Origin of the sequence: Paenibacillus sp. USDA918EY, from assembly GCF_009870825.1 — a bacterium.
Classification (GTDB): Bacteria; Bacillota; Bacilli; order Paenibacillales; family Paenibacillaceae; genus Paenibacillus_AQ; species Paenibacillus_AQ albilobatus.
This window is the reverse complement of sequence record NZ_WTWY01000002.1, coordinates 413420-435866: the sequence shown is the minus strand read 5'-3', so window position 1 is coordinate 435866 and position 22447 is coordinate 413420. Positions and strand designations below refer to the sequence as shown.

The 22447-nt window shown below is 54.6% G+C and carries 12 protein-coding genes and 1 riboswitch; of the genes, 9 read left to right on the top strand and 3 right to left on the bottom strand.

Annotated features, from left to right (window positions below):
• The first annotated feature begins 50 nt into the window (after positions 1-50).
• Positions 51-827 carry a glucosamine-6-phosphate deaminase gene (locus GQY55_RS06245; RefSeq protein WP_201452101.1) on the top strand — a complete coding sequence of 259 codons (777 nt, stop codon included), beginning with the start codon at positions 51-53 and terminating at the stop codon, positions 825-827.
• Between the two features lie 110 nt (positions 828-937).
• Positions 938-2176: an N-acetylglucosamine-6-phosphate deacetylase gene (locus GQY55_RS06240; protein ID WP_160039267.1), complete on the top strand. Its 1239-nt coding sequence runs from the start codon at positions 938-940 to the stop codon at positions 2174-2176.
• Positions 2177-2433: 257 nt separating this feature from the next.
• Here the strand turns inward: GQY55_RS06240 and GQY55_RS06235 are convergent, their stop codons facing one another.
• Positions 2434-4689, bottom strand: a complete 2256-nt coding sequence (locus GQY55_RS06235) for a helix-turn-helix domain-containing protein (protein WP_236575449.1) — start codon at positions 4687-4689, stop codon at positions 2434-2436.
• A 218-nt stretch (positions 4690-4907) separates the two neighbouring features.
• Here GQY55_RS06235 and GQY55_RS06230 point away from each other — a divergent pair, with 218 nt between their 5' ends.
• From GQY55_RS06230 to GQY55_RS06215, 4 genes are all read left to right on the top strand, one after another.
• Complete coding sequence (locus GQY55_RS06230) at positions 4908-5948, top strand: ABC transporter permease (protein WP_236575448.1); 1041 nt, start codon at positions 4908-4910, stop codon at positions 5946-5948.
• Positions 5942-6826 carry a carbohydrate ABC transporter permease gene (locus GQY55_RS06225; RefSeq protein ID WP_160039262.1) on the top strand — a complete coding sequence of 295 codons (885 nt, stop codon included), beginning with the start codon at positions 5942-5944 and terminating at the stop codon, positions 6824-6826. Before GQY55_RS06230 ends, GQY55_RS06225 begins: the two co-directional genes overlap by 7 nt.
• A gap of 43 nt (positions 6827-6869) precedes the next feature.
• On the top strand, positions 6870-8432 hold the full coding sequence (locus tag GQY55_RS06220) for an extracellular solute-binding protein (protein WP_160039260.1): 1563 nt from the start codon (positions 6870-6872) through the stop codon (positions 8430-8432).
• A gap of 169 nt (positions 8433-8601) precedes the next feature.
• A complete protein-coding gene (locus GQY55_RS06215; RefSeq protein WP_160039258.1) occupies positions 8602-8997 on the top strand; it encodes a VOC family protein in 396 nt (131 codons plus the stop codon).
• 547 nt (positions 8998-9544) lie between these two features.
• Here the strand turns inward: GQY55_RS06215 and GQY55_RS06210 are convergent.
• Positions 9545-10144: a TetR/AcrR family transcriptional regulator gene (locus GQY55_RS06210; protein ID WP_160039256.1), complete on the bottom strand. Its 600-nt coding sequence runs from the start codon at positions 10142-10144 to the stop codon at positions 9545-9547.
• A gap of 166 nt (positions 10145-10310) precedes the next feature.
• On the opposite strand from GQY55_RS06210, the gene GQY55_RS06205 reads away from it, so the two are divergent.
• The gene (locus tag GQY55_RS06205; protein WP_160039254.1) at positions 10311-11975 is read left to right on the top strand and encodes an MFS transporter; all 1665 of its coding nucleotides are present in this window, start codon (positions 10311-10313) and stop codon (positions 11973-11975) included.
• Between the two features lie 294 nt (positions 11976-12269).
• Here GQY55_RS06205 and GQY55_RS06200 read toward each other — a convergent pair whose 3' ends face one another.
• Positions 12270-13523 (bottom strand): peptidase, encoded by a 1254-nt coding sequence (locus GQY55_RS06200; RefSeq protein ID WP_160039252.1) that lies wholly within the window; start codon positions 13521-13523, stop codon positions 12270-12272.
• Positions 13524-13941: 418 nt separating this feature from the next.
• Positions 13942-14037, top strand: a riboswitch (cyclic di-GMP riboswitch).
• Positions 14038-14073: 36 nt separating this feature from the next.
• Between GQY55_RS06200 and GQY55_RS06195 the strand changes: the two genes are divergently transcribed.
• Positions 14074-16089: an S-layer homology domain-containing protein gene (locus GQY55_RS06195; protein WP_160039250.1), complete on the top strand. Its 2016-nt coding sequence runs from the start codon at positions 14074-14076 to the stop codon at positions 16087-16089.
• A complete protein-coding gene (locus GQY55_RS06190; RefSeq protein WP_160039248.1) occupies positions 16082-22267 on the top strand; it encodes a DUF6531 domain-containing protein in 6186 nt (2061 codons plus the stop codon). The genes GQY55_RS06195 and GQY55_RS06190 overlap by 8 nt, the downstream gene beginning before the upstream one ends.
• Positions 22268-22447: the final 180 nt, after the last annotated feature.

The window sequence follows — 22447 nt, the reverse complement described above, 5'->3', positions numbered from 1 at the left end:
GCCGGACTGCCTGCCACGGAAAGCGACGATGAAGAGAGGAGGGATGCACGATGAGTACCACTCCGTTGGCTGAAAGAGCATGGACGGCGGATCGTTTGCGCGTGCGGCAGTACGCCGGCCGGGACGATATGGGCAAAGCCGCCGCCGCGGAAGCGGCCGAGGCGATCCGCCAAAAGCTGAATACGCAGGGAACCGTGCGGATCGTGTTCGCGGCCGCGCCTTCCCAGAACGAGTTTCTTGAGGCGCTCGCAGCGGCGGAAGGCATCGACTGGGCGCGGGTAACAGCCTTTCATATGGATGAATACATCGGGCTGTCTACGGATGCGCCGCAGCGGTTCAGCCATTTCCTGACGACAAAGCTGTTTAGCCGGGTTCGTCCGGGAAAGGTTCATCTGCTCGACAGCACCGCCGAACCTGCGCAGGAATGCGCCAGATATGCTGCGCTGCTGCGGGAAGCGCCTCTGGATATCGTCTGCCTCGGCATCGGCGAAAACGGCCATATTGCTTTCAACGACCCGCCGGTGGCCGATTTTAACGATCCCGAGCTTGTAAAACGGGTCAAACTCGATGATCTGTGCCGGGAGCAGCAGGTTCACGACGGGTGTTTTGCTAAATTCGAGGACGTGCCGGAGTACGCGATGACGTTAACCGTTCCGGCGCTGATGTCGGCCGGCCAGCTGTTTTGCATCGTGCCCGGAGCCGCCAAACGCCGCGCGGTACGGGGCACGCTGGAAGGGCCGATCACGACGGCTTGTCCGGCTTCGATCCTGAGAACGCATGCCGATTGCCGGATGTACCTCGACCGGGATTCCTCTCCGGACGAATAGAGAACCGCGGTTTTTGTGCGAAGGACGGAAAGAAAGCTGTGTTGCCAAAAACGACAGGGACTTATTCTATCATTTCCTCAAGATTCATGAAGCAAGGAGACGGTGCATGGATGGACAGATCAAACAGGGAGGCGTCCGGTTTCGAACTGCTGGGAAGGCATTACCGTACAGGGGAGCCGATAGCAGTTCGCGTTCAGGAAGGGGTTATCGCGGAATGCAGAAGCATTGACGCAGCGGATCGCGAGTTAAACGGAGTCAACCTGCCGGATGCCGAAACGCTTTCATGGATCGCCCCGGGGCTTGTCGATCTGCAGATCAACGGCTACGGCGGATTGGACATGAATGCGCCCGACCTGACGGAGGAGACGGTGACCGCACTGATCGACCGGTTATGGGCGGAAGGCGTCACCTCGTTTTATCCGACGGTCATAACGGGCTCCGACGAGTCGATGGAACGGGCGCTTGCCGTTATTCATCGGGTCTGCTCCCGCCTTGAGCAGGAGGGCGGCCCGGGCGGAATGCACAGCATTGCGGGCATTCATCTGGAAGGCCCGTTTATCTCGCCCGAAGACGGCCCGCGCGGCGCCCATAACCGGGCCTTCGTCAAGGCGCCCGACCTGAAGCGGCTCGAAGCGTGGCAGCAGGCGGCGGGCGGGCGCATCCGGATCGTCACGCTGTCGCCGGAATGGCCGGAAGCCGAAGCTTTTATCGCCCGCTGCGCGGAGCTAGGCATCGTGGCGGCGATCGGGCATACCGCCGCCTCCGCCGATCAAATCGGGCGTGCTGCCGCGGCGGGGGCCGGCTTGTCCACGCACCTCGGCAACGGCGCCCATCCGGTACTGCCGCGCCATCCCAACTACATTTGGGATCAGTTGGCGGATGAACGGCTGTGGGCCAGCGTCATCGCCGACGGCTTCCACCTTCCGGCCGCCTTCTTGAAGGTCGCCCGCAAGGTAAAAGGAGACCGGCTGATTCTCGTCAGCGACGCCGTCAGCCTTGGCGGCATGCCGCCCGGGAACTACGATACCCCCGTCGGCGGTCATGTCACGCTAACCGAACAGGGGCGGCTGCATCTTGCCGGCCAGCCGGCGCTGCTGGCCGGATCGGCGCTGCCGCTGACGGCCGGCATCGCGCATATGCAATCCTGCGGCATATGCAGCCTCGGGGAGGCTTGGGACATGGCCTCGACCGCGCCTTCCAAGCTGATGAAGCTTGAGGCAGACGCCGGGCTTCAGCCGGGAGCTCCGGCGGATCTGGCCGTGTTTACGCTGGAAGCAGGACAAATCCGGATTCAAGAGACATATAAGCAAGGGAAGCGGATGTTTCGGCGCGCATGCGAGGCGGAGTGATATGGAAACGGCCCATAGGCCGTACCGACGGGAGACCGTAACTATTTTCAATCCAATACGACGGAATTGAACGCAAAATAGCGGCCAAGACGCTTGTTCTTGGCCGCTATTTCTTTTCTGGATTCTTCGCGACAGCATATCGCGCACCTAGCCAAAAGACGCAGCGGCGCAAGCTGCCGCCCGTCTTCCCGGACTTACGCAAATTCAAGTACATGGTTTAATCCGGTGGTGGCCCGGACCTGAACGAAACATGCTCATTAAGAGGCATATTTCTTCCGGAATTCCCCCGGCGTCATGCCGGCATGCCGTTTGAACATGCGGATAAACGAATTGACGTTGTGGTAGCCGACCCGGGCGGCGACGTCCTGGATGCGCAAATCGAGGTTTTGCAGCATGTCCTTGGCCGCGCGGATGCGTTGATCGTTCAAATAATCGCTGAAATTGAGCCCGGTTTTTTCCTTGAAATAAGTGGACAGGTAGCCGGAAGTAATGTTCAGCTTGTCGGCCATCATATCCAGGTTGATGTCCTCGTCCAGATGCTCATTGATATAGGTCATGACGAAGGACGTAATCGGGTCGTGGTTTTCCGTTTTGCGCCGGATCAATTCCAGCGCCGGGCTGAGCAGGCTGCCGAACCAGGCTTCATATTGTCCCGGGCTGTAGAAATGCAGCGTCGATTCCAGCATTGGCACCGCCGCCGCCTCAAATTCCGCATGCAGGTTCAAGCTGCGCAGCAGCTTGTCGAGCTCATCGGCCACGTCTTTGGCGAATCGCCGGTATTCGATGGCCGCCGCCTGTTTTTTCTCGAGCACGCCCAGGCTTTTCGCGATCCACTCCCGCATGCTGTCCTCGCTGCCGCTCAGCAGCCGGTTGTGGAGCTCCTGCTCCCACGTCGCTTTGAAGCAGCGGGTTTCCTTGACGGGTGCGGCGTGACCCGGCCGAATCCACTGGGTCTGATCCAGCAGCTTCCGCTGTTTCAGCATGCCGGTCACGCAGGCGAGCGCGTCCGTAAAAGAAGCCCCCGCAGGCTGCACCGGGCTTTCCGCCATCGTGACGAGGTAGGAGCTCCGATCCCGGTCGAATACCTGCTGCAGATGCCGAAGCTGCGCCGAGGTTTCCGCGTTTTCATCGGGAAGGAAAACGATGGACAAAATCTGGCAGGGTTCGGTTTGGAGCGTGACGGAGTCCGGATACACCTGCCGCCAAATCTGGTCGACGTATTCCCGCATGTAATAGGCCCCTTTTTCCTGCACCAAAGGATATTCGGCGCTGGCTTCCTTAAAAATGATCTGATACGCGACCATGACATACGGCATGCTGACATCCGCCAGTTCTTTCAGTTCGCTAAGGTTCATGTGGATGTTTTTCAGGCGGTTGGTATAGGCGTAATGGCGGAGCAGCGAATTTTTTCGGGCCAAGTCGCTGGAAATCCGCTGATGGGTGGAGCGCAAATGCTGGACTCTCCTGCTGATCAGCTCAATTTCCCTGACCGGTCCCTGCACCGGTTCCGGTTCGTCGGCGCGAAGGGTGTCCGCCATGATGCGGATCGGACGATGCACCTTGCGGCTGAACGCATAAGTAAGAATGATCAGCACGCCGACAATGGCGAGAAGCGAAAGCAGCACGAGATTCAGGTTCAGCAGCTGGGCGGAGATGCTTTGAACGGGCACGCGGCTGACGTACATAAATCCCGTGTCCGCTCCCTTCTGATAAAAATAATAAGCGTCTTTCAACTGCACGAATGACCGTTGTCCGTCGAACGAATGAAGCGCAGGCAGCGTGCCTGCGTCGGGTCCGGTTTCAGGCGAATAAAGCGGGCGCCCTTCCGAATCCAAAATATAAAAGCTGCCGCTCATGGTGGATTGCAGATTTTGGGCAAGCCGTTCCGCGTCCAGCATGGCGATCAAATACATATCCTTGTAAGGCATCATTTTAATGACGACGGGCATGAGTTTGCCTTTGGAGCGAACCGATCCGGCCGTGTTTTCCGTAAACGGCGCCGCGGGAAATACGCGGAACGCGTAACGCTGGCCGAACTGTCCATCCCAAAAAGCCGGCGGATACGCCGGGCTGGCGTAATACGTGCCGAACATCGCTTTTGCGCTGCTCGTCCCGTCCTTTTCGACGACATAGGCGTCCTTCTGAAAATAAATGATCAAATTGTCCATCCCCAAAAAGGGATTCGCGTACAGCCGCTTCATTTCCCCGATCACGTCGTTCACGTAGCCGTATGCCTGATTGCGCTTGACCTGGCGCAGCTGGTTCACGTACGTCATCCATTGCGGATTTTGGCTCAGGCCCAGCACCATCTCCCGGGTCAAACGAAACTGGTTTTCGTAGCCGAGCGCCGCATGGTTCATGGCCAGTTCATTATATTTCACGATCTCTTTGTGGATTTGCCCTTTCAAATAAAAAAAGGAAACGAGATTGAAGGCGGTGAGCAGCAGAATGACCGCAAGAAAACCGGACAGCAGCTTGGTGAACAAGGTGGAAAAGCCAAACCTTCTTTTCATCAGAACAAACGACATCAGGTCGACACCTCCATGCAAGTGTAGGCTCGGCTCGAAGGGTGAATGAAACTTATCGGCCTACAGTGACTTTATCATAAGGTTTATTTTCGCGTTCACACAATATTCACCTTTTCAGGATTCTCTACAACCTTTCCACTCACCCGAAAAAAAGGGGATGGCGCCGCAAACTTGCCGATTTATTTTCCGAAGGGGAATCCGTTATGCTGTCGGTACAGGAAGGCAAAAAGAAAAACGACTTGGCGAAAAGGGGGTGCGGAAGGGACATGAAAACAGCGGAAACGAATTTGCCGGGAACCGGTGCAGCGTTAAAAGGACGTTCCCGCGCCCACCCGGAAAGGGGGCGAATCGCGAGGGCATTCCGGCGGAGCAAATATTTATGGCTGCTGTTTTTGCCCTGCCTGATCTATTACTTAATATTCAAATACGCTCCGATGTTCGGGCTGGTCATCACGTTCAAAAACTATAATGTTTTTAAGGGCATCTGGGCGAGCGATTGGGTCGGCTTGAAGTATTACCGCATGTTTTTCGGCAACCCGGACTTTTGGGTTTTGATGAAGAACACGTTTTTGCTGGGACTTTACAAACTGATTTTCGGTTTTCCGGCGCCGATCATTCTCGCGCTGCTGATGAACGAGGTCCGCAACGCCATATTCAAACGATGGGTGCAGACGTTCAGCTATTTGCCGCATTTTATTTCCAACGTCATCGTAGCCAGCATGGTCATCATGTTCCTGTCGCCGACGGGAGGCATCGTCAATCATGCCATTACCGCGCTTGGCGGGACGCCGATCAATTTCATGATGGAGCCGGGGCTGTTCCGGCCGATTTACGTCCTGTCGGAGATTTGGCAGCATATCGGCTGGGAGACGATTATTTTTCTGGCGGCGCTGACGGCGGTGGACCCGCAGCTGTACGAGGCGGCCGGCATCGACGGCGCGGGCAGGTGGAGAAAACTTTGGCATGTAACCCTGCCGGGGATCGCGCCGACAATTATGATCATTTTGATCCTGGACATCGGCAAGGTGCTGGAAATCGGGTTCGAAAAGGTGTTCCTGATGTACAATCCCGCCGTCTACAGCACAGCCGACATTATCAGCACCTATGTGTACCGGGTCGGCATGGAGCAGGGCAATTTCAGCTACGCCTCGGCGATTGATTTGTTTATGGGCGTTATCAGCTTTGTTTTTATCTTTTCGGCCAATTACATCAGCCGGCGGTTGGGGGGAACGAGCTTATGGTAACTTTAGGGAGCGGCCGGCGCCGCATCAGCGTCTTCACGGTCGTCAATACGCTCATCATGCTGCTGGTTGCCGCCGTGATGCTGTATCCTTTTGTGTATATGCTTGCGGTATCGCTGAGCGAAGACGTATACGTGATGAAAGGCGAAATCACGCTCTGGCCCAAAGGCCTGAATTTTAAGATGTATGAGCTGGTCCTTGGCGATCCGAAAATTTGGACGTCGTACCGGAATACGATTCTTTATACGGTGCTCGGCACGGCGATTGCCATGCTGGTGACTTCGATGGGGGCGTACGCCCTGTCGCGCAAGGACATGACGTTTCATAAAGGTTTTACGGTTTTAATCGTGTTTACGATGTTTTTCGGCGGCGGCATGATTCCGACGTTTCTGGTCGTGCGTTCGCTGGGATTGGTGGACACCATCTGGGGTATGGTGTTGCCCGGCGCGGTCAGCACCTGGAATTTGATCCTGATGCGGACGTTTTTCAGCGGCATTCCGAAAGAGCTGGAAGAATCGGGGCGGATGGACGGACTGAACGACATCGGGATCTTTTTCCGGATCATCGTGCCGCTGTCCAAACCGGTGTTTGCCACCATTTCGCTGTTTTACGCCGTTGGCATCTGGAATAACTTTTTGTACCCGCTGCTTTACTTGCGGAGCCAGGAGCTGTTTCCGCTTCAGGTTCTGCTGCGCAATCTCGTCCTTGCCGGCAGCGTCAGCTCCGGGCAGGTCACGCAGATCGGCGGGGATAATCTGGTGGTCGAGGATTCGCTCAAATACGCCACGATCATGGTATCGACGCTGCCGATTTTGATCCTGTATCCTTTTGTCCAGAAATATTTTGTAAAGGGTTCCATGATCGGCGCGGTGAAAGGCTGACATCATTGATTTTGCTTTCAACATAAAATCAAGGGGGATGTACATGGGTAAAAAACGGACGTATGCGATTTTGGCGGCACTGCTTGTATTGATGCTCGCGGCGGCAGGCTGCTCTTCAGGCACGGGAAAAGAAGCTCCGGCCGCGGAACCGAAAGGCGGGACCGAACCTGCGGCGACGCCGAAAAGCGAGGTCACGCTCTCGGCGCTTCTGGATAACAACGCAACCTTTCCGTACAGCAAGGATTGGCCGATTTGGAAGTGGATCAAGGAAAAGACGGGCGTGACGTTAAACGTCGAAACGCCGTCAGGCAAGCTGAGCGATACGCTCAACCTGGTGATGGCTTCGGGCAACCTGCCGGACCTGATGTATATGTCGAGCCGCCGCGACTCCAACAAATATGGCGATCAGGGGGCCCTAGAGAACATTTTGGACCATGTCGACCAGATGCCCAACCTGAAAAAATGGATGGAGCAATATCCGGAAGAAGCGAAAGCGGCGCTGTCCGCCGACGGCAAAATGTATATGTTCCCGAACCAAGGCTTCGGGGAAACGAACCGGATGATTTGGCTGTACCGCGAAGATATTTTCAAAAAGAATAACCTGTCCGTTCCCACAACGTATGAGGAGCTGCATCAAGTCCTCAAAAAGCTGAAGGAGCTTTATCCGAAGAGCTATCCGCTTTCCATGCGTTTCGGTCAAATCCCGGATGAAATGATGGCGAATTTGACGACCAACTTCGGCAGCGGCACGGACGTTTATTACAATTTTGACGAGGAAAAATGGAAGTTCGGCCCGACGGAGGACAATTACAAGGCGATGGTCGACATGTGGCATACCTTCTACAAGGAAGGGCTGATTCCGCCGGATTTCCTCTCGATCCAGACGAAGCAGTGGCAGGACGTCATGTCTACCGGCCAGTCGTTTATAACGATCGACTATATCAGCCGCGTCGACTTTTTCAACAACGCCATGCGCAAGGACAATCCGGAATACAGCCTGCAATTTATGGCGCCGCCGGCCGGGCTGCCGGGCCAAAAACCGCAAAACCCTTATTTCCACTACCTGGAGGGCGGATTGACGGTTGCTTCCACCTCCAAGCATAAAGACGACATTATGAAATACATGGACTTTTTCTACAGCGAAGAAGGGCGGACGTTAAGCAGCTGGGGCAAGGAAGGCGAAACGTATACGGAAGAAAGCGGGCAGAAAAAATTCAAACCCGAGTTTACCGACGTCACGGAAATGCGCAAGCAGACCGGGCTGCAAACGAGCGGCACGTACACATGGATCGACTTTAACGCCCATCTGTCTTTATTCTCGCCGGACTTGAAAAAAGCTTACGAGGAAGCCGTCAAATACGATCCGCCTGCGATGCAGCCGAAACCGGCGTTTACGGACGAGGAAAACGAGGTGCTTTCGGTTACCGGGCAGGCCGTGAAAAAGTACAGGGAGGAAAATTTCTCGAAATTCGTCCTCGGCACAAGAAACTTAAGCGAATGGGATCAATACGTGAAGGAAATTAACGGGCTCGGCGTGCAAAAGCTGATCGATACGTACGATGCGGCGCTGAAGAGAGTCGAGCAGGCGAAGCTGGAAAATAAATAGGGAAGGCGTGAATTGACGCCAATCCCATGAGGCACCTGGCCAAAAGCCGGGTGTCTTTTTTTATAAAAAACTTTTTTTGAAAAAATTTTTGCTTCCGTGTCGATTTCGCCGATATGCATTCGTCGTATTCATGTAAGGACAAAAAACAGGCGAAAGGTTGTTGAAAATAATGGGAGCACAAATGAACGCTTATCTGATGTCGAAGGATGCAAAAAGCCAGGCGAATTTTTACATCGAATCTCTCGGCGGGGAAATTCAGTTTATGAACACATACGGGGATGCATCCGGAGCCCCCGAGGCGATGAAGGATAAAGTGATGCACTTGGCGTTGACCGTGGCGGGAACGAATTCGCTCATGCTGTCCGATGCGTTTGAACCGGTTTTGTATAACCGCAGCGTCAGTCTTTCTTTAACCTATAACGATGAATCGGAAGCCAGAGCGGCATATGCCAAGCTGGGCGAAGGCGGGGAAAGCAAGTATCCTTTTGCCCTTCAGCCTTGGGGTGCTTATTATGGAGAAGTCATCGATCCATTCGGTGTGACGTGGATGATTACGAAAATATAGTTCTTGTCCAAGCCGAAAGTTCATACCGGGATAAAATACAGCCAGGTCCTTGATGGGCCTGGCTTTGTTGGTATGGCCAAAAGGCCGGTTTGCACTGAAACGCCGACATCAGGAATATTCATTTGAATTGCTTCAGCGCAGGCTGCACGAACGTCATCCTATCTCGATTCCGGTGTTAGTTCGGCGTACTGCCGATGCATGGCCTCCAACCGGCGTGTTATCCACTCCCGGGCTTCGGGAGGCTCCAAGATCACCGCGTCCGGCCCCAGAATCCAGACTGAACAGGAGCGTGTTCGCTCCTTCCGGGAGTATGTGGGTGTCACTTCCCATCTGCTTGCCATTGCAAAGGCATAGGGCATAAGAAAAACGTCTTTCGACGTATTTTCACAGAAGACAGACCGCGCCTAGCGGAAATTTTTCTTGAGATATAAAGAAGCAATCGCTTCGAAACTTATGCTTACTTATATCATGAAAAAGGGCAAGGCCGGAGAAAAGCGCGAAAGGATGCTCTTGGTCTTGCCCTTCATTGTTTTGCTGCCGCACTATGTTATTCGTCTGTCCGGCTGGACGCGGAGTGCTCATCAAACTGCCGATCGATCAGCACTTTGCAGGCGTTCAGAAAATAGTCCGGATGATAATAACCTTTATCCATGTAGGCGCTCATCATGGCACCGTCCTTCAGCAGCTGGAGCTGGTTGGTGAGCTGGACCGGATCGCGGGCGCCGGACTGGCGGGCAATATCCTCAACGTTTTTCCATAACGTGGAGCGGAATGTCATGGCTGCCTGGTGCCCGGGGTGGTCTTCATCCGGAAACTCGACAATGGCGTTCATAAAAGGGCAGCCGCGGAATCGGGAGCTCTTCATCCGTTCGACCAATTCCTCCAGGAGGGCGTAGAGCTGTTCCTTGGGCGAACCGGGGAACTGTCGCTTTACTTCTTCAATGGCTTCCATCCTGATCTTGGAGCGCTGCTCCAAATAGGCCACGACCAGATGGTCCTTGGTCGGAAAGTTGCGGTAAAAGCTGGCCTTGGCGACCCCCGATTCTTCAATGATCCGGTCGATCCCTACGGCGCGCACGCCTTCGCTATAAAATAAATCGGACGCCACCTTCAATATCCGTTCTTTGGCGGATTCCCTCTTGGTCATTCTAATCACCTGTTCCTAAATAAGGTAAGTTTGTTGTTGACATGAGACAGATCTGTCTGTATCATACGATTATCAAACGAGACAGATCTGTCTCATTTATTTTAATGGGTGATTCCGGCTGCTGTCAAATATTCGGGATTCGCCAGAGGAGGATGAAACACAAGCGATGAACCAACCGGTCAATTCCATTTCCGCGCCTCTTGCGCAGGCGGCGGCTGAGCCGCGCCAGAGGCCGCGTTTAATGCTGGCGGTGATGCTGCTGTCGGTTTTTATGGCCGTAGCGAACATTTTTATCATCAATGTGGCGACCCCTTCCATTCAACGGGGGCTTCACGCCGATTTCTACGGCGTTCAGTTCGTCGTCTCGGCCTACACCTTGTCCTATGCCGTGGCGTTGATTATCGGCGGAAGGCTGGGCGACCGGTACGGACGGCGGAAGATGCTCCTGGTGGGCGTCGCCGGCTTTACTTTGACATCCTTGTTATGCGGCATTTCCGACAGTGTCGGAATGCTCACAGCGATTCGTGTGCTTCAGGGCTTTAGTGCGGCACTCATATCGCCGCAGGTGTTGTCCCTCATTCAGGCGCAGTACCCGCCGGAGAAGAGGGGCATGATCTTCGGGCTGTATGGCGCAGCCCAGGGATTGGCCGCCTCCACAGGCCAGCTGATCGGCGGTTTGCTGCTCGGCTGGAACCCGTGGCATCTCGACTGGCGGCTGGTGTTTTTCTTCAGCGTTCCGATCGGATTGATCATCCTGTTCATGGCTCCGTTTGTGCCGGAATCGAGGGATGCGGACCGCTCACGGATGGACTGGTTTGGTGCGGCCGTTGCTGCTGCAGGCCTGTTGCTCCTCGTATATCCGCTGGTTCAAGGGCAGAAGGAAGGGTGGCCGGCGCTGCTCGTCATCAGCCTGATTCTATCCGTCCCTGTCCTTGCCGCGTTTGTATGGACTCAGCGCAGGCTGATTGCCAAAGGGCGCCGGCCGTTTATGAACGTGAAGCTGTTTGGCCAGAAGGCATTCAGCCTGGGGCTGGCCGTCATCTTCCTCATGATGACCGCTCAGGCCGCCTTTTTCCTGATTACGGCCTATTTGCTGCAGATGGGGCATGGGTTCAGCGCCCTGAAATCCGGTTTGATCATCCTGCCCATGGGCATCGGATATTTCCTGGCTTCGCTGTTGTCACCGAAGCTGGCGGGCAAAATCGGAGCCCACGTCCTTACGGTCGGTTCGGTGCTGACCTCCGTCGGCTATTTCGCGGTCGCGCTGACGATCTGGGCCACCGGGTGGTCGCCGAACGTATGGTTCTGGCTGCCGGCTCTGGTCCTGCTGGGCATAGGCCAAGGCTTTATCGCCGCGCCGCTGACCAATGTGGTGCTGTCCAAGGTAGAGAAGCAGGATATCGGGTCGGGCTCCGGCATTTTGACGACGGGGATGCAGCTCGCCTCCGCCATCGGTATCGGCCTTATCGGAATCGTCTGGATGAGCTCGCTCGGTCATTATGCCCATCAGGCGGAGGCGCGGACCGAGCTTGAGCTGCGGCAGCATCTGGCATCCTACGCCTTGTCGGGGGAGCAGGGGGAGACGGCGCTGGCCAGGCTGCGCGATTGCTTCCCGGCATCGGCCGGTAAGTCACAGGCGGCTCCCGATGCCTGCAAGGTTACCGCTTCCGCTGCCGGGGGTGCCGAGAGGCTGGTGGCGGACGGCGTTTCACAGGCGAATGCACGCAGCTACACGAGCGCCTTTATCCTCAGCATGACGGTGCTCGGATTCTACACCATGCTGATCATTCCGATGACGGTCGCTCTTGCCGGTAGGAAGCGGAAGAGCTGAGGGAGCACCGGACGAACCGGCATCGGCCGTAAGTTCACCTAATGCCAACCGAACTTTAGCGAACGTTCCGCCCGTGCGTCCGGTGGTCTTGTCTGCATACGGTCTTTCATCTTCAGTCCGGGCCAGAAAAAACCCGGCCGATTCATCAGAAGAATCGGCCGGGTTTCGGCGCGTTTAGGCAAGTTTTTAGATACAAGAAGGTATACGCTAGAGACTCGGCATCCTTATATCGCAAGTAATTCTTCCGCTAAACGCGGTCTGGCTGCTTTGAATATACGTCGATAGACGTTTTTCTTATTTAGGCTGTACCGCATCTTTATCGGACGTGACGATCACCACTTCGGCGTTTGTGATGCCGGGAATCGACTTCGTCATGATCGGCGAATGATAGGCGATGATTTTGGTGCCCGCGCGAAGCGCCGTTTCGCCGCCCAGTGTCGGAATGATCGTCGTATCCTTCGAGATGTTCAGAATGACGTCGTTGTCGATGGAATCATCGGAACCTACATTCACATAGACTTGATCGGCCGATGTGCGATCCGATGCTTTGACGGTGCCTTCGATCTTGACCGTTTCCGCTTTTTTCACCACGATTTTGCCGGCATGCGTTTGGGCGGGATAAATCATCAGCATGATGTCGCTGTAGTAAGCGTCTACTCGGGTATCCGCCTTCAGGGCATCCTTGGTCAGCGCCTTCCCGTCTTCGTCGACGATTTGGGTTTTGTCATCGATGGAGAGAACGACGTAGTTGACGCCGCCCTTCTCATGAGCCTTGCCGATGACGGTCACTTTGCCGTCCGCCGTATTGGTGATGATGCCGTCCGTACCGGCTTTCAGTTCTTGATCCTCATTTCCGGTTTCACCGCTCCCGGTGTCTTCGGTGTTCACGATCACGTAATTCGTTCCGGATTGCGGCGGAAGGCTCATCGCGACGGCAGGGCCGTAAAATGCTCTCACGCTCATGCCTTCTTTGATGTCTCCGGCGGCAATCGTTTTGCGGTTTTGATCGATGATCGTCGCTTTATCCGCGAAATGCAGCCAAATTTCCTCGTCGTGTTTGTTGTAAACATCGGTGCCTTTTACCAAAATGCTGCCGTCTCTAACCTCGGTTACCTTACCGTCGATAGCCGAGAAGCTTTGGTCCTGAACGACCAGCGTCAGCGCGGTTCCGCGGGCTGGAATGCTTTTTGTGATGTTCGGGCTGTAGAAAGCTTTGACGGTTTTGTGCCCGTCGATGATTTTTTGCAGAGGAACGGTTTTTCCTTTCGCGTCGATGAATTTCGTTTTTGGCGTAATGGCCAGGATGATTTCGTCCTGATCGGTCGGCGCAAGTCCGCGTCCGGTCACGGTAATGAATTTATCCGATTTGTCGTGCACGAAATTCGTGATTTGTCCCCAGGTTGCCGGAACGTTTTTGACGTCGGTTTGCTTGTTGGCGTTTCCTTTTTGCACCGCTTGGGCGGGGAGCTGCTGCGCGTTTGCCGCCACGGGCATGGCTGCCAGAGCCAAAATGGATGCGGTCGCGAGCACTTTGTACATTTTATTCATCTGTCATTCCTCCTATAGGCGTGAGCTTGTACGAACGTTTGGGTTACCAGTCGGCTGCTTATTTCCGCAATATTTTTACCAAACCTTTCATTGGAAAATGATGCATGCCTTTCACCGTTTCAGACGGGACGTTAACGCAAAATGTTGCATAAACGGTTGTTTTCAAAAAACACGGCTCCTGGCCTTTTTTAGTTCAAGATGGCTTGCGTGGTGAATTACAATTTGTTTACTCTCTGTTAAAAGAACTGACTAGAAATAGCAGATATCCTAATTTTCGCGTTTATACAAATCACAATCACGAAAATTAAGGTTCTAAGAACCATATATTTCATTACATATTGTAACTTTTTGTAACTATTTATATAATTCTGATTAAAAATAGATTCAAAGAACTACGCAGAAAGCGCTAAACCAGGTGCTTGAACAAAGGCAAACCCGTACGAAAGTCGGGGACGCAAAGCCACGGGTCTTACTCCATGAAGCCTATTCATGGACTGACAGCCGGGTTGCTCATGGTGCTTGGTTTTTTGCTGTCTCAAGGAGGAAAAACATGAGGGGTAGCACTAAAAAATGGATAGCAGCTCTGCTTGCGGCAGGACTGCTGGGGGGAGTCATTCCGGAGGTACAGCGGGTCTCAGCGGAAACCGTGTTCACCTACCAGGACGAAACGTCCCCGTTATCGATTAGCGGCGCCAACATCCGGATTTCGGGCGAACATGCGGTGTGGCGCGGAAACAGCGCCAAGCTGAAAGGGCAAATTTTTTACGGGAATACGAAAACCGGACAAAGCCAAGCGATCACGACCCATGGAAAATTGACCGATTCTCCTTCCGTCGGGATCAACGGCAAAGGCGAAGCGGTCGTCGTTTGGATCGATAAGCGGAATGACGGCGGCACCGACGACAATTTGAACTGGGACGTATACGGCTACAATGTCAGCACGAAAACCGAAACCAAGCTGAACAAAAATACGGGCCAAAACAGCACGCCGCTGGCGGACGGCGATTTTGTGGTCTGGCAGACGTTTCCTTCCTACACGATGACCTTGTATAACTTGGCAACCGGAGAGTTAACGGATTTGGGCCGTGGCCGGGATCCTGTGATAAAAAACGGACGCGTTGTCTACAAAGGCGGCGAAGACGGAGATTTATACGAATATAACGTCGCCACGGGCAAACATAATAAAATCGTCGACCTGCCATATACCGAATATGTGGAGCGTTTTGTATTTAACGGCGAAGAAATTTTGTGGAAACAAAAAGATTTGGACGGAAACGGGAAGTACGTCTACATAGATATAAGCAGCAGCAGCCCGCAGCCGGTCGATCTGACGAAGCCGGCCAAGGAAGGGCAACGCGAGTATAAAGAAATGAGCGTTTCCCGCGGAACGGCCGTTTGGCTGGAAGCTTCCGGCGATGCGGCGATCATGAGGGCGGCCGATCTGAAAAGCGGGCAAATCTTCAGTTTGGGGCTAACGAAACCTACCGCTTTCATCGGCTTTAACGGGGAGAAGTTGACATTCGTCAACAACGGAACGTTGGTTAGCCGTGATATTATCCGGACCGAAAAAACGGAAGCCCCGCCGACAAGCGGCAGCGGAACCGGAAGCATACCGGCTGAAGGCATCGTTATCGGTCCAAAAGGAGGCGTGGCGGCGAAGGGGCAAGCGTTCCAGCTTGAATTCGGCCAGGGAGCGTTCGCTTCCGATACCCGGATTACGCTTGAAAAAATCGGCAGCCTTCCGTCCGACCGTCTCGCGAGCGGCATGACCTGGACCGGCGTGGCGTGGAAGTGGACCGCAGACACGAAACCTTTGAAACCTGCTGCGCTAACCTTCCAGCTGGATGAGCCGCTCAAAAATGCCGATGCGGCAAACCGCGCAGGCATTTACCGCTTTGACGAAAGCGCGGGGCGCTGGGCATACAGCGGGGGAACGGTCGACGCGTTGTGGAAAACGGTGCGCGCGAAGGTTCAGGAACCGGGCTTATACGGCATTTTCCTGTATGCGCCTTCCTTTAAGGACATGAACGGCCATTGGGCGAAAGCGGAAGTGGAAGTGCTGGCCTCCCGGTGGATCGTGAACGGCATGGAAAACGGAGCGTTTGCGCCCGGACAGCCGGTGACGCGTGCCCAATTCGCCAAGATGCTCGTTCAGGCCGCCGGGCTGGATGCGCAGCAGTCTGCGGATCGCCACTCCTTCCGTGACGTCCCTGAGGGGCATTGGGCGGCCGAATCGGTCGAGCAGGCGGCGGCAGCGGGATGGATCAAAGGGTATGAAGGCGGCTTATTCAAGCCGAACGCTCCGATTACCCGGGCGGAAATGATGGTCATGCTGGCAAATGCCGCAGGCCTTCGTAAGGATGAACAAAGCGATCTCCTCACCGGATACAAGGACGCCGGATCGGTTCGGGATTGGGCCAAGCCGTCCGTACAGGCCGCGATTCAAAGCGGGTTGATCAAGGGCGACGGGGATCGTCTGAATCCGGGAGCGACATCGACACGGGCCGAGGCGGCAATGGTCATTTACCGCTGGCTGGCGATAAAGGGAGAGTTGTTCCATGATTAATCGGCTGAAACCCCGGGCGCTAAAGGGCTGCTTCGACAAGCTTGGGGCCGTCGGCAAAACGCTGCTGGCGTTCATCATTTTGATCGCAGGGTTTCCTTTGTTCCCGTCCCAGCATTTGCCGAAAGCCTTTGCGGAAACGTCGCTGCAAATCGACCCGTATTCTTTCAGTTCCGTGTACGGAGGACAGACGGAGGTCAGTTTCAGCTTCGACAATCCCGACCCGAACGATACGACGCAGCAGTCGCATGAAACGGTCATCAGTCTGGAACAAAACGGTTCTACCGTTGCCGTACTGCACGAAGGAACCTATCCGACCCTGAATAAAAACAAGTACGTATGGGACGGAAAAGTCAACGGAAAGCCGGCGGCGGAAGGCAAATACGAGATTAAAGTAACGCCGAAACGCTTCCCGAAAAACGGAAAAGCGGGCGAAGTCCAAATTTCGAACGCCAATCCGCCGGCGCCGAAGGGCATGGAAATCGTGCCCGATCCGGCAAGCGAGGAGCATGTCATCCGCGGAATCGCGGAACTCGGCACCAAAGTGGAACTAAAGATGAAACGGATCCGCCGGGTGGGCAACGACACGACCGTAGACGACGGCAAAGCGGACACGCTCGCTTCGGGAATTCCGGTTCGTCCGCTCGCCTCGGATTGGGCGAAAAAAATCGCGGTAGACAAAACCTATTTTACCGATTTTCCCGAAAGAGCCGACAACAAGCCGCAGAAATACGTGGGCGAATGGGAGATCAAGGTCAAACTCCCGGCATACGAAATTGCCGAAATTCAGGCGTTTGCGACGAGGGATCTGGACAAAAAGCGTTCGAATGCGTCGGACACGCTCAGCGTGCTGCGCTATAAAACACCTTCATGGGGCGTCAATTGGGCGGTCGTCGCCAGCTATTATTATAATGTCATCGAAAAGGACGCCATCGTTCAGAAGATCGCCGACATCGTCGAGTTTAACGGCTTCCCCGTGCAGGATTGCAGCGGCCAGGTTTGCTACGGGACCCTCGAAAAGGACATCAACCTGCTGATTCTGAATCCGCGGCAAGCCGGCGAAATCGGCAAGGATGACGACGAGAGAATCCAGGAAGAATTCGCGAACCGCAACGGATTTCCGCTTGCCGCCGCGTTTGACCCGATCAACCTTGCAACAGGGGATTTCACTTTTTATCAAACGAATATCGACGTCCCGGCGTTGATGCCGCTCGACATGACCCTCACCTACCACAGCCGCGACAGATACGACGGGGATTTCGGGGTCGGATGGCATCATACGTACGAACGGAAGCTGGAATTCCGCGAAGGCGGAATCCTGTACGCCGTGTCCCCGGAAGGCGCAAGCTTCCGCTTCGAGCCGCTCGGCGGCGGACGTTATCAAGGCATGGACGGCCAGTACGATACGCTCGTTCAACAACCGGACGGCACCTTCACGCAGGAGACGCCGCAGAAGTGGAAATACACTTATCGGAAAGACGGCAAGCTGCTGCGGATCGCCGATGCCAACGGGAATACCGTTCAGCTGTCGTATGCTGGCAGCCTGCTGACGGAGGTTTCGACGGAAGGCGCGAAGCTGACGCTCACCTACGGGGACGGCGGCAAAGTGGTCCGGGTTACGGATCAATCGGGCCGGTATGCGGCTTACGAATACGATGCCGTGAACCATGACCTGAAGGCGATGATTTTGCCGGACGGCGCGCGGATCACTTACAAGTACGATGAAAAGCACCGAATGACGGAGATCGGCAATCCGAACCAGACGATGTCCCTCGTCAATGAATATGACGATCAGGACCGGGTCGTGCGCCAGCGAGATTTTTCCGGAGCTTGGGGGGATATCGAATACTTCCCGAACGAGAAGAAGACAGTGACTACCGATGCGCTGGGACGCAAAACCGTCCATTTCTACGACGATCGGTACCGTCAAACGGCGATCACGTACCCGGATGGAACGACGGAACGTTTCCTTTACGACGCGAACGACAATGTCATTCAAAAAACGGACCGCAACGGAAATACATGGGAGTATACGTACGACGGCAGCGGCAACCTGATCCGGGCGAAGGACCCTGAAGGATACCAAACTGAAATCCGGTACACTGCCTTCAATCTTCCGGAGGAAGTGGTCGACCCGCTCGGGAATAAAACGGTGTTTGGTTACGACGGAAAAGGCAACCTGACAAGCATGACCGATCCGCTTGGCGGCGTCTCCAAAATCGTCGTCAACGACCGCGGCATCGCCGAAGCGGTGGTAAACCCTAACGGCGAAACGACGACGATCGAAAATGACTCGTCCGGTTTTGCCCGTTCCTTGAAGGACCCGCTCGGCAACCGGGTGGAAATGGTCCGGGATCCTCTGCACCGGGTCACCGACATCATCGATGCACTTGGACAGCGGACAAGCTTCGAATACGATCCACGCGACCGGGTGACGAAACGAATCGACGCTTTGGGGCAGGCGGAACGGTTCGAATATGACAAGGACAGCAACCTGACCGCTTATACGGATACGGCAGGCTCCAAGACGAAATACGAATATGACAGCTATGCGCGGTTAGCCAAAGAAACGGACGCTTTGGGGGGCGTCACCCGTTACGAATATGACGGGGTGGGCAATCTCGTCAAAATAACGGACCCGAAAGGGGGCGAGACGGTTTATGCGTATGACGACAATAACCGGATCGCAGCGGCGACCGATCCCGAAGGCAACGTCACCCGTTATGAATATGACGGCAACGGGAACCTGACCCTCCAGGCGGAAGCCAGCGGCGCGGAAACCCGGATCGCTTATGACCGGCGCAACCTTCCGGTAGAGATCAGGGATGCGGAAGGCGGCGCGACCCGCTTCAGCTATGACGGCGCCGGACGTTTGACGCAGGAAACCGATCCGCTGGGCCATGCGGTTGTTTATGCGTATGATGCCTTGGGCCGGCTGACTTCGCAGACGGATGCTCTGGGGCAGGTAACCGCCTATGCCTATGACGGTTCGGGCCGCCTTACTCGGATCACCGGTCCGAACGGCGCGGAATGGAAGATGGAATACGACGCACGCGGTCTGCTCGTGAAGACGATCGATCCGCTTGGCGGAGAGTCGACGGTAACCCGGGATGCGCTCGGGCGCGTCGTTCAGTCTGCCGACGAAGCAGGAAAGACGACGACCTACGCCTATGACCCGCTGAACCGGGTTACCCGAATGGTCGATCCGTTGGGCCAAGCCACCCAGTTTGCCTACAATGCCCATGACCTGGTGACCGGTTTGACGGATGCCAAGGGGCAGACGACAGCCTATGCGTACGACGCGCTTGGACGGCTTACGCAGGTCACGAACGCTTTGGGCAACAAGACGGCCTATGCCTACGATGCTTTAGGCAACATCGTCTCCAAGACGGACGCGCTCGGCCGCGCGACAGGGTATCAGTATAACCGCCGCGGCGACTTGATCCGGGAGATCGCTCCGGATCAGCGGATTACCGAGTTTGCTTATGACAGCGTCGGCAATGTGACGGGCATGACCGCTCCGGACGGCACCGAAACCAGCTACGCTTACGATTTGCTGAGCCGCTTGACCGGCATCCGGTACCCGGACGGCAAACATGTCGGTTACCAATATGACGCCGCCGGTCGCAGAACACAGATGACGGACAGCCTGGGCACGACGACGTACGCTTATGACGCGCTGAACCGGCTTATATCGGTCAAGGATCCGAATGCGCGCACGATTCGTTACGAATGGACGCCTACCGGCCAGCGTAGCCGCGTGGAATACCCGGATGGAACATCCGTCAGCTACCAATACGATCTGTTGGACCGCATGACGTCGGTGACCGACGCGGCGGGCCGAACCACTTCCTATGATTATGATGCCAGAGGGTTGCTTGTATCCAAGCATCTTCCGACGCTTGGGGAAAGCACGTATCGCTATGACGATGCCGGACAGCTCGTCGGCTTGACCCATCGGAATCAATTCGGCAAGGTCCTGGAGAAGTTGTCGTATGCTTACGACCCGGCAGGAAACCTGGTCCGGACGGAGCGTATGTCGGACGGTAACGACGAAGACGATGCCGACGCAAACGACAAAGAGAAGCGTATGATTACCGATTACGCCTACGACGCGTTGAACCAACTCATTCAGGTGCAAAGACAGAACGCGGAAGCGGGACTGCCGTCCATCACGACCTACCAATATGACGCCGTCGGTAACCGGACGGCCAAGAGCAGCCATTGGGGCGACCTGGCCGATACGGAAAGTTACACGTACGACGCAGCGGATCGGTTGCTTCAAATGACTAGCGGCACGGAAATCAACGATTACCGATATGATCCGCGGGGCAATTTGCTGGAGGTCATTCGGCAGCAGCTGAAGCTTCCGGAAACATTCTCGGTGACCGGGGTTACCTACGCAGATCCAAGCGTTACAACGGACGTATACGACCCGGCGACAATGGATCCTGCCGATCCTGCAGCAGTGGATCCTACAGCAGTGGATCCTGCAGCAGGGCTTCCGGCTCCTGGGCCGGACGCGCCTTTAAATCTGCCGGGTTCCGTCGGAAAATGGTCCGCTCCGGAGATCGTTCAGCAATATGTTTGGGACGGAGCGAACCGCCTGATCAAGCAGACGAACGAGCGTGGAGACGTCACGAAATATGCTTATGACGGCGACGGCAACCGGATGAAGATGACGATTGATTATGCCCATGGCGGCAGAGGCAACGGCAACGGTAACGGTAATGGTAACGGCAATAATGGAAACGGTAATGGTAACGGCAATAACGGAAACGGAAATGGAAATGGCAACGGCAACGGTCACGGGAACGGCAATGGAAACGGAAATGGCAAGGGCAACTGCCATGTAGTACCGCCGGGCTTCATTCCGCCGGGACTAGCCAAAAAATGCGGCCAATACGACGAAGAATACCCGGATATGCATCCAGGCGGCCCACGAGACGGCTGGGAGAAGCAGTACAAGAAAAGGCACTGGGAGCTGAACTTTACCAATGACGTCAGCTTGGAGCTTCCGGAGCCGCTGCAGGCCGCTGAAACGGACGACAGCAAGTGGAAACAATCTTACGTATACGGAGCAGGCGGAGAACGGTTGAGCATGACTTACCTGCCTGCCTATGACCCGAACAACGGCTGGGAGCCGGTTCCGGGTGACGGCGGAGCCAAGCCGGGAACGCAGCCGAAGACGCTTTGGTATATGGAGGATGCGCTCGGCAGCGCCCTGGGCCTCGTAGAAAAAGACGGCCGCGTGTCGGCGCGCTACCACTACGACGAATTCGGCATCCCGCTGGACGGCAAGAAGTTCGACCTGAACTGGCCGGGACCGGACAATTTGTTTGGATACACCGGATTGGGGTATGGTTATACTGACGGTTTGACATACGCCCGTGCTCGTTATTACCAGCCGGAAATTGGACGGTTTATTAGCGAGGATACGTATAAAGGGACATTAGGAAATCCACTTAGTCAGAATTTGTATGCGTATGTGGAGAATAATCCGTTGATTTATGTTGATCCGAGCGGGCATATGTCGGTCGAAAATCTCAATTATATTGCCGGAGAGTATATTAGTGGGAGGACGAGCCGAACAGGAGCAGTAGTAAAAATTCTCATGTATAATGGTTTAGCCCAACCAGGGGGAATTCGAAGCGGTAATAGTACTGTATTTCATGAGATAGCTCAAGTTATTGCTTCAAAGGAAATAAAGAAGTCCTATGGAGGCAAGAAGAATCCTAAATTAGAGGAGAGATCCACAGCAGGGGAAATTGATATTGTTCATAACAAGATGATCTGGGAAGTAAAACCTTTTGGTGGCAGTGCAGAAGAGCAACTTGTAAAGTATACTGAGGCAACGGGATATACTAGAGGAAGCGGTAAAATAATACAACCTATAAAAGACATCGAAGTGTTTGGAGATCTGAAAATGAGCGTGTACTTTACTGCCCCTGGAGTAGTGAATTACTCGTTATATCTGAAAAAAGACGGTAAGACCAAAAACTTCAGCGTAAATCAAGCACGAGACTATGTAAATGAGCAGTATGCAGCTATTCTTCCATCCGGAGATAAGTTATTTGTTGAAGGTATATTAACTGGTGCTTCTGCTGTTGGAAGTGCCATTGCTAAGGGAGTAACTAGTGGCCTAAAGACGATTGGGGCGTTATTGAAACCAATATTTTAGTAATTATTTTATCTTTAGTATTTAATTTTTATCTTGAAAGTGGGCATGGATTAGGCACTATGGAATCTTTGGTGATTATTACAACGCATGCCTGAAGAGATTTCTTGTTAAATTTTTACTGACTTTTTACCACATAGTCCAGTGTGGGGTTGTATGATCTCATATTTATAAGATTATCGT

Excerpts from the sequence above, each read along its gene's own strand:
- GQY55_RS06225 (WP_160039262.1), top strand. The coding sequence starts at position 5,942 with ATGGTAACTTTAGGGAGCGGCCGGCGCCGCATCAGCGTCTTCACGGTC.
- GQY55_RS06230 (WP_236575448.1), top strand. The coding sequence starts at position 4,908 with ATGCTGTCGGTACAGGAAGGCAAAAAGAAAAACGACTTGGCGAAAAGG.
- GQY55_RS06210 (WP_160039256.1), bottom strand. The coding sequence starts at position 10,144 with ATGACCAAGAGGGAATCCGCCAAAGAACGGATATTGAAGGTGGCGTCC.
- GQY55_RS06190 (WP_160039248.1), top strand. The coding sequence starts at position 16,082 with ATGATTAATCGGCTGAAACCCCGGGCGCTAAAGGGCTGCTTCGACAAG.
- GQY55_RS06205 (WP_160039254.1), top strand. The coding sequence starts at position 10,311 with ATGAACCAACCGGTCAATTCCATTTCCGCGCCTCTTGCGCAGGCGGCG.
- GQY55_RS06240 (WP_160039267.1), top strand. The coding sequence starts at position 938 with ATGGACAGATCAAACAGGGAGGCGTCCGGTTTCGAACTGCTGGGAAGG.
- GQY55_RS06200 (WP_160039252.1), bottom strand. The coding sequence starts at position 13,523 with ATGAATAAAATGTACAAAGTGCTCGCGACCGCATCCATTTTGGCTCTG.
- GQY55_RS06195 (WP_160039250.1), top strand. The coding sequence starts at position 14,074 with ATGAGGGGTAGCACTAAAAAATGGATAGCAGCTCTGCTTGCGGCAGGA.
- GQY55_RS06215 (WP_160039258.1), top strand. The coding sequence starts at position 8,602 with ATGGGAGCACAAATGAACGCTTATCTGATGTCGAAGGATGCAAAAAGC.
- GQY55_RS06220 (WP_160039260.1), top strand. The coding sequence starts at position 6,870 with ATGGGTAAAAAACGGACGTATGCGATTTTGGCGGCACTGCTTGTATTG.
- GQY55_RS06245 (WP_201452101.1), top strand. The coding sequence starts at position 51 with ATGAGTACCACTCCGTTGGCTGAAAGAGCATGGACGGCGGATCGTTTG.
- GQY55_RS06235 (WP_236575449.1), bottom strand. The coding sequence starts at position 4,689 with ATGAAAAGAAGGTTTGGCTTTTCCACCTTGTTCACCAAGCTGCTGTCC.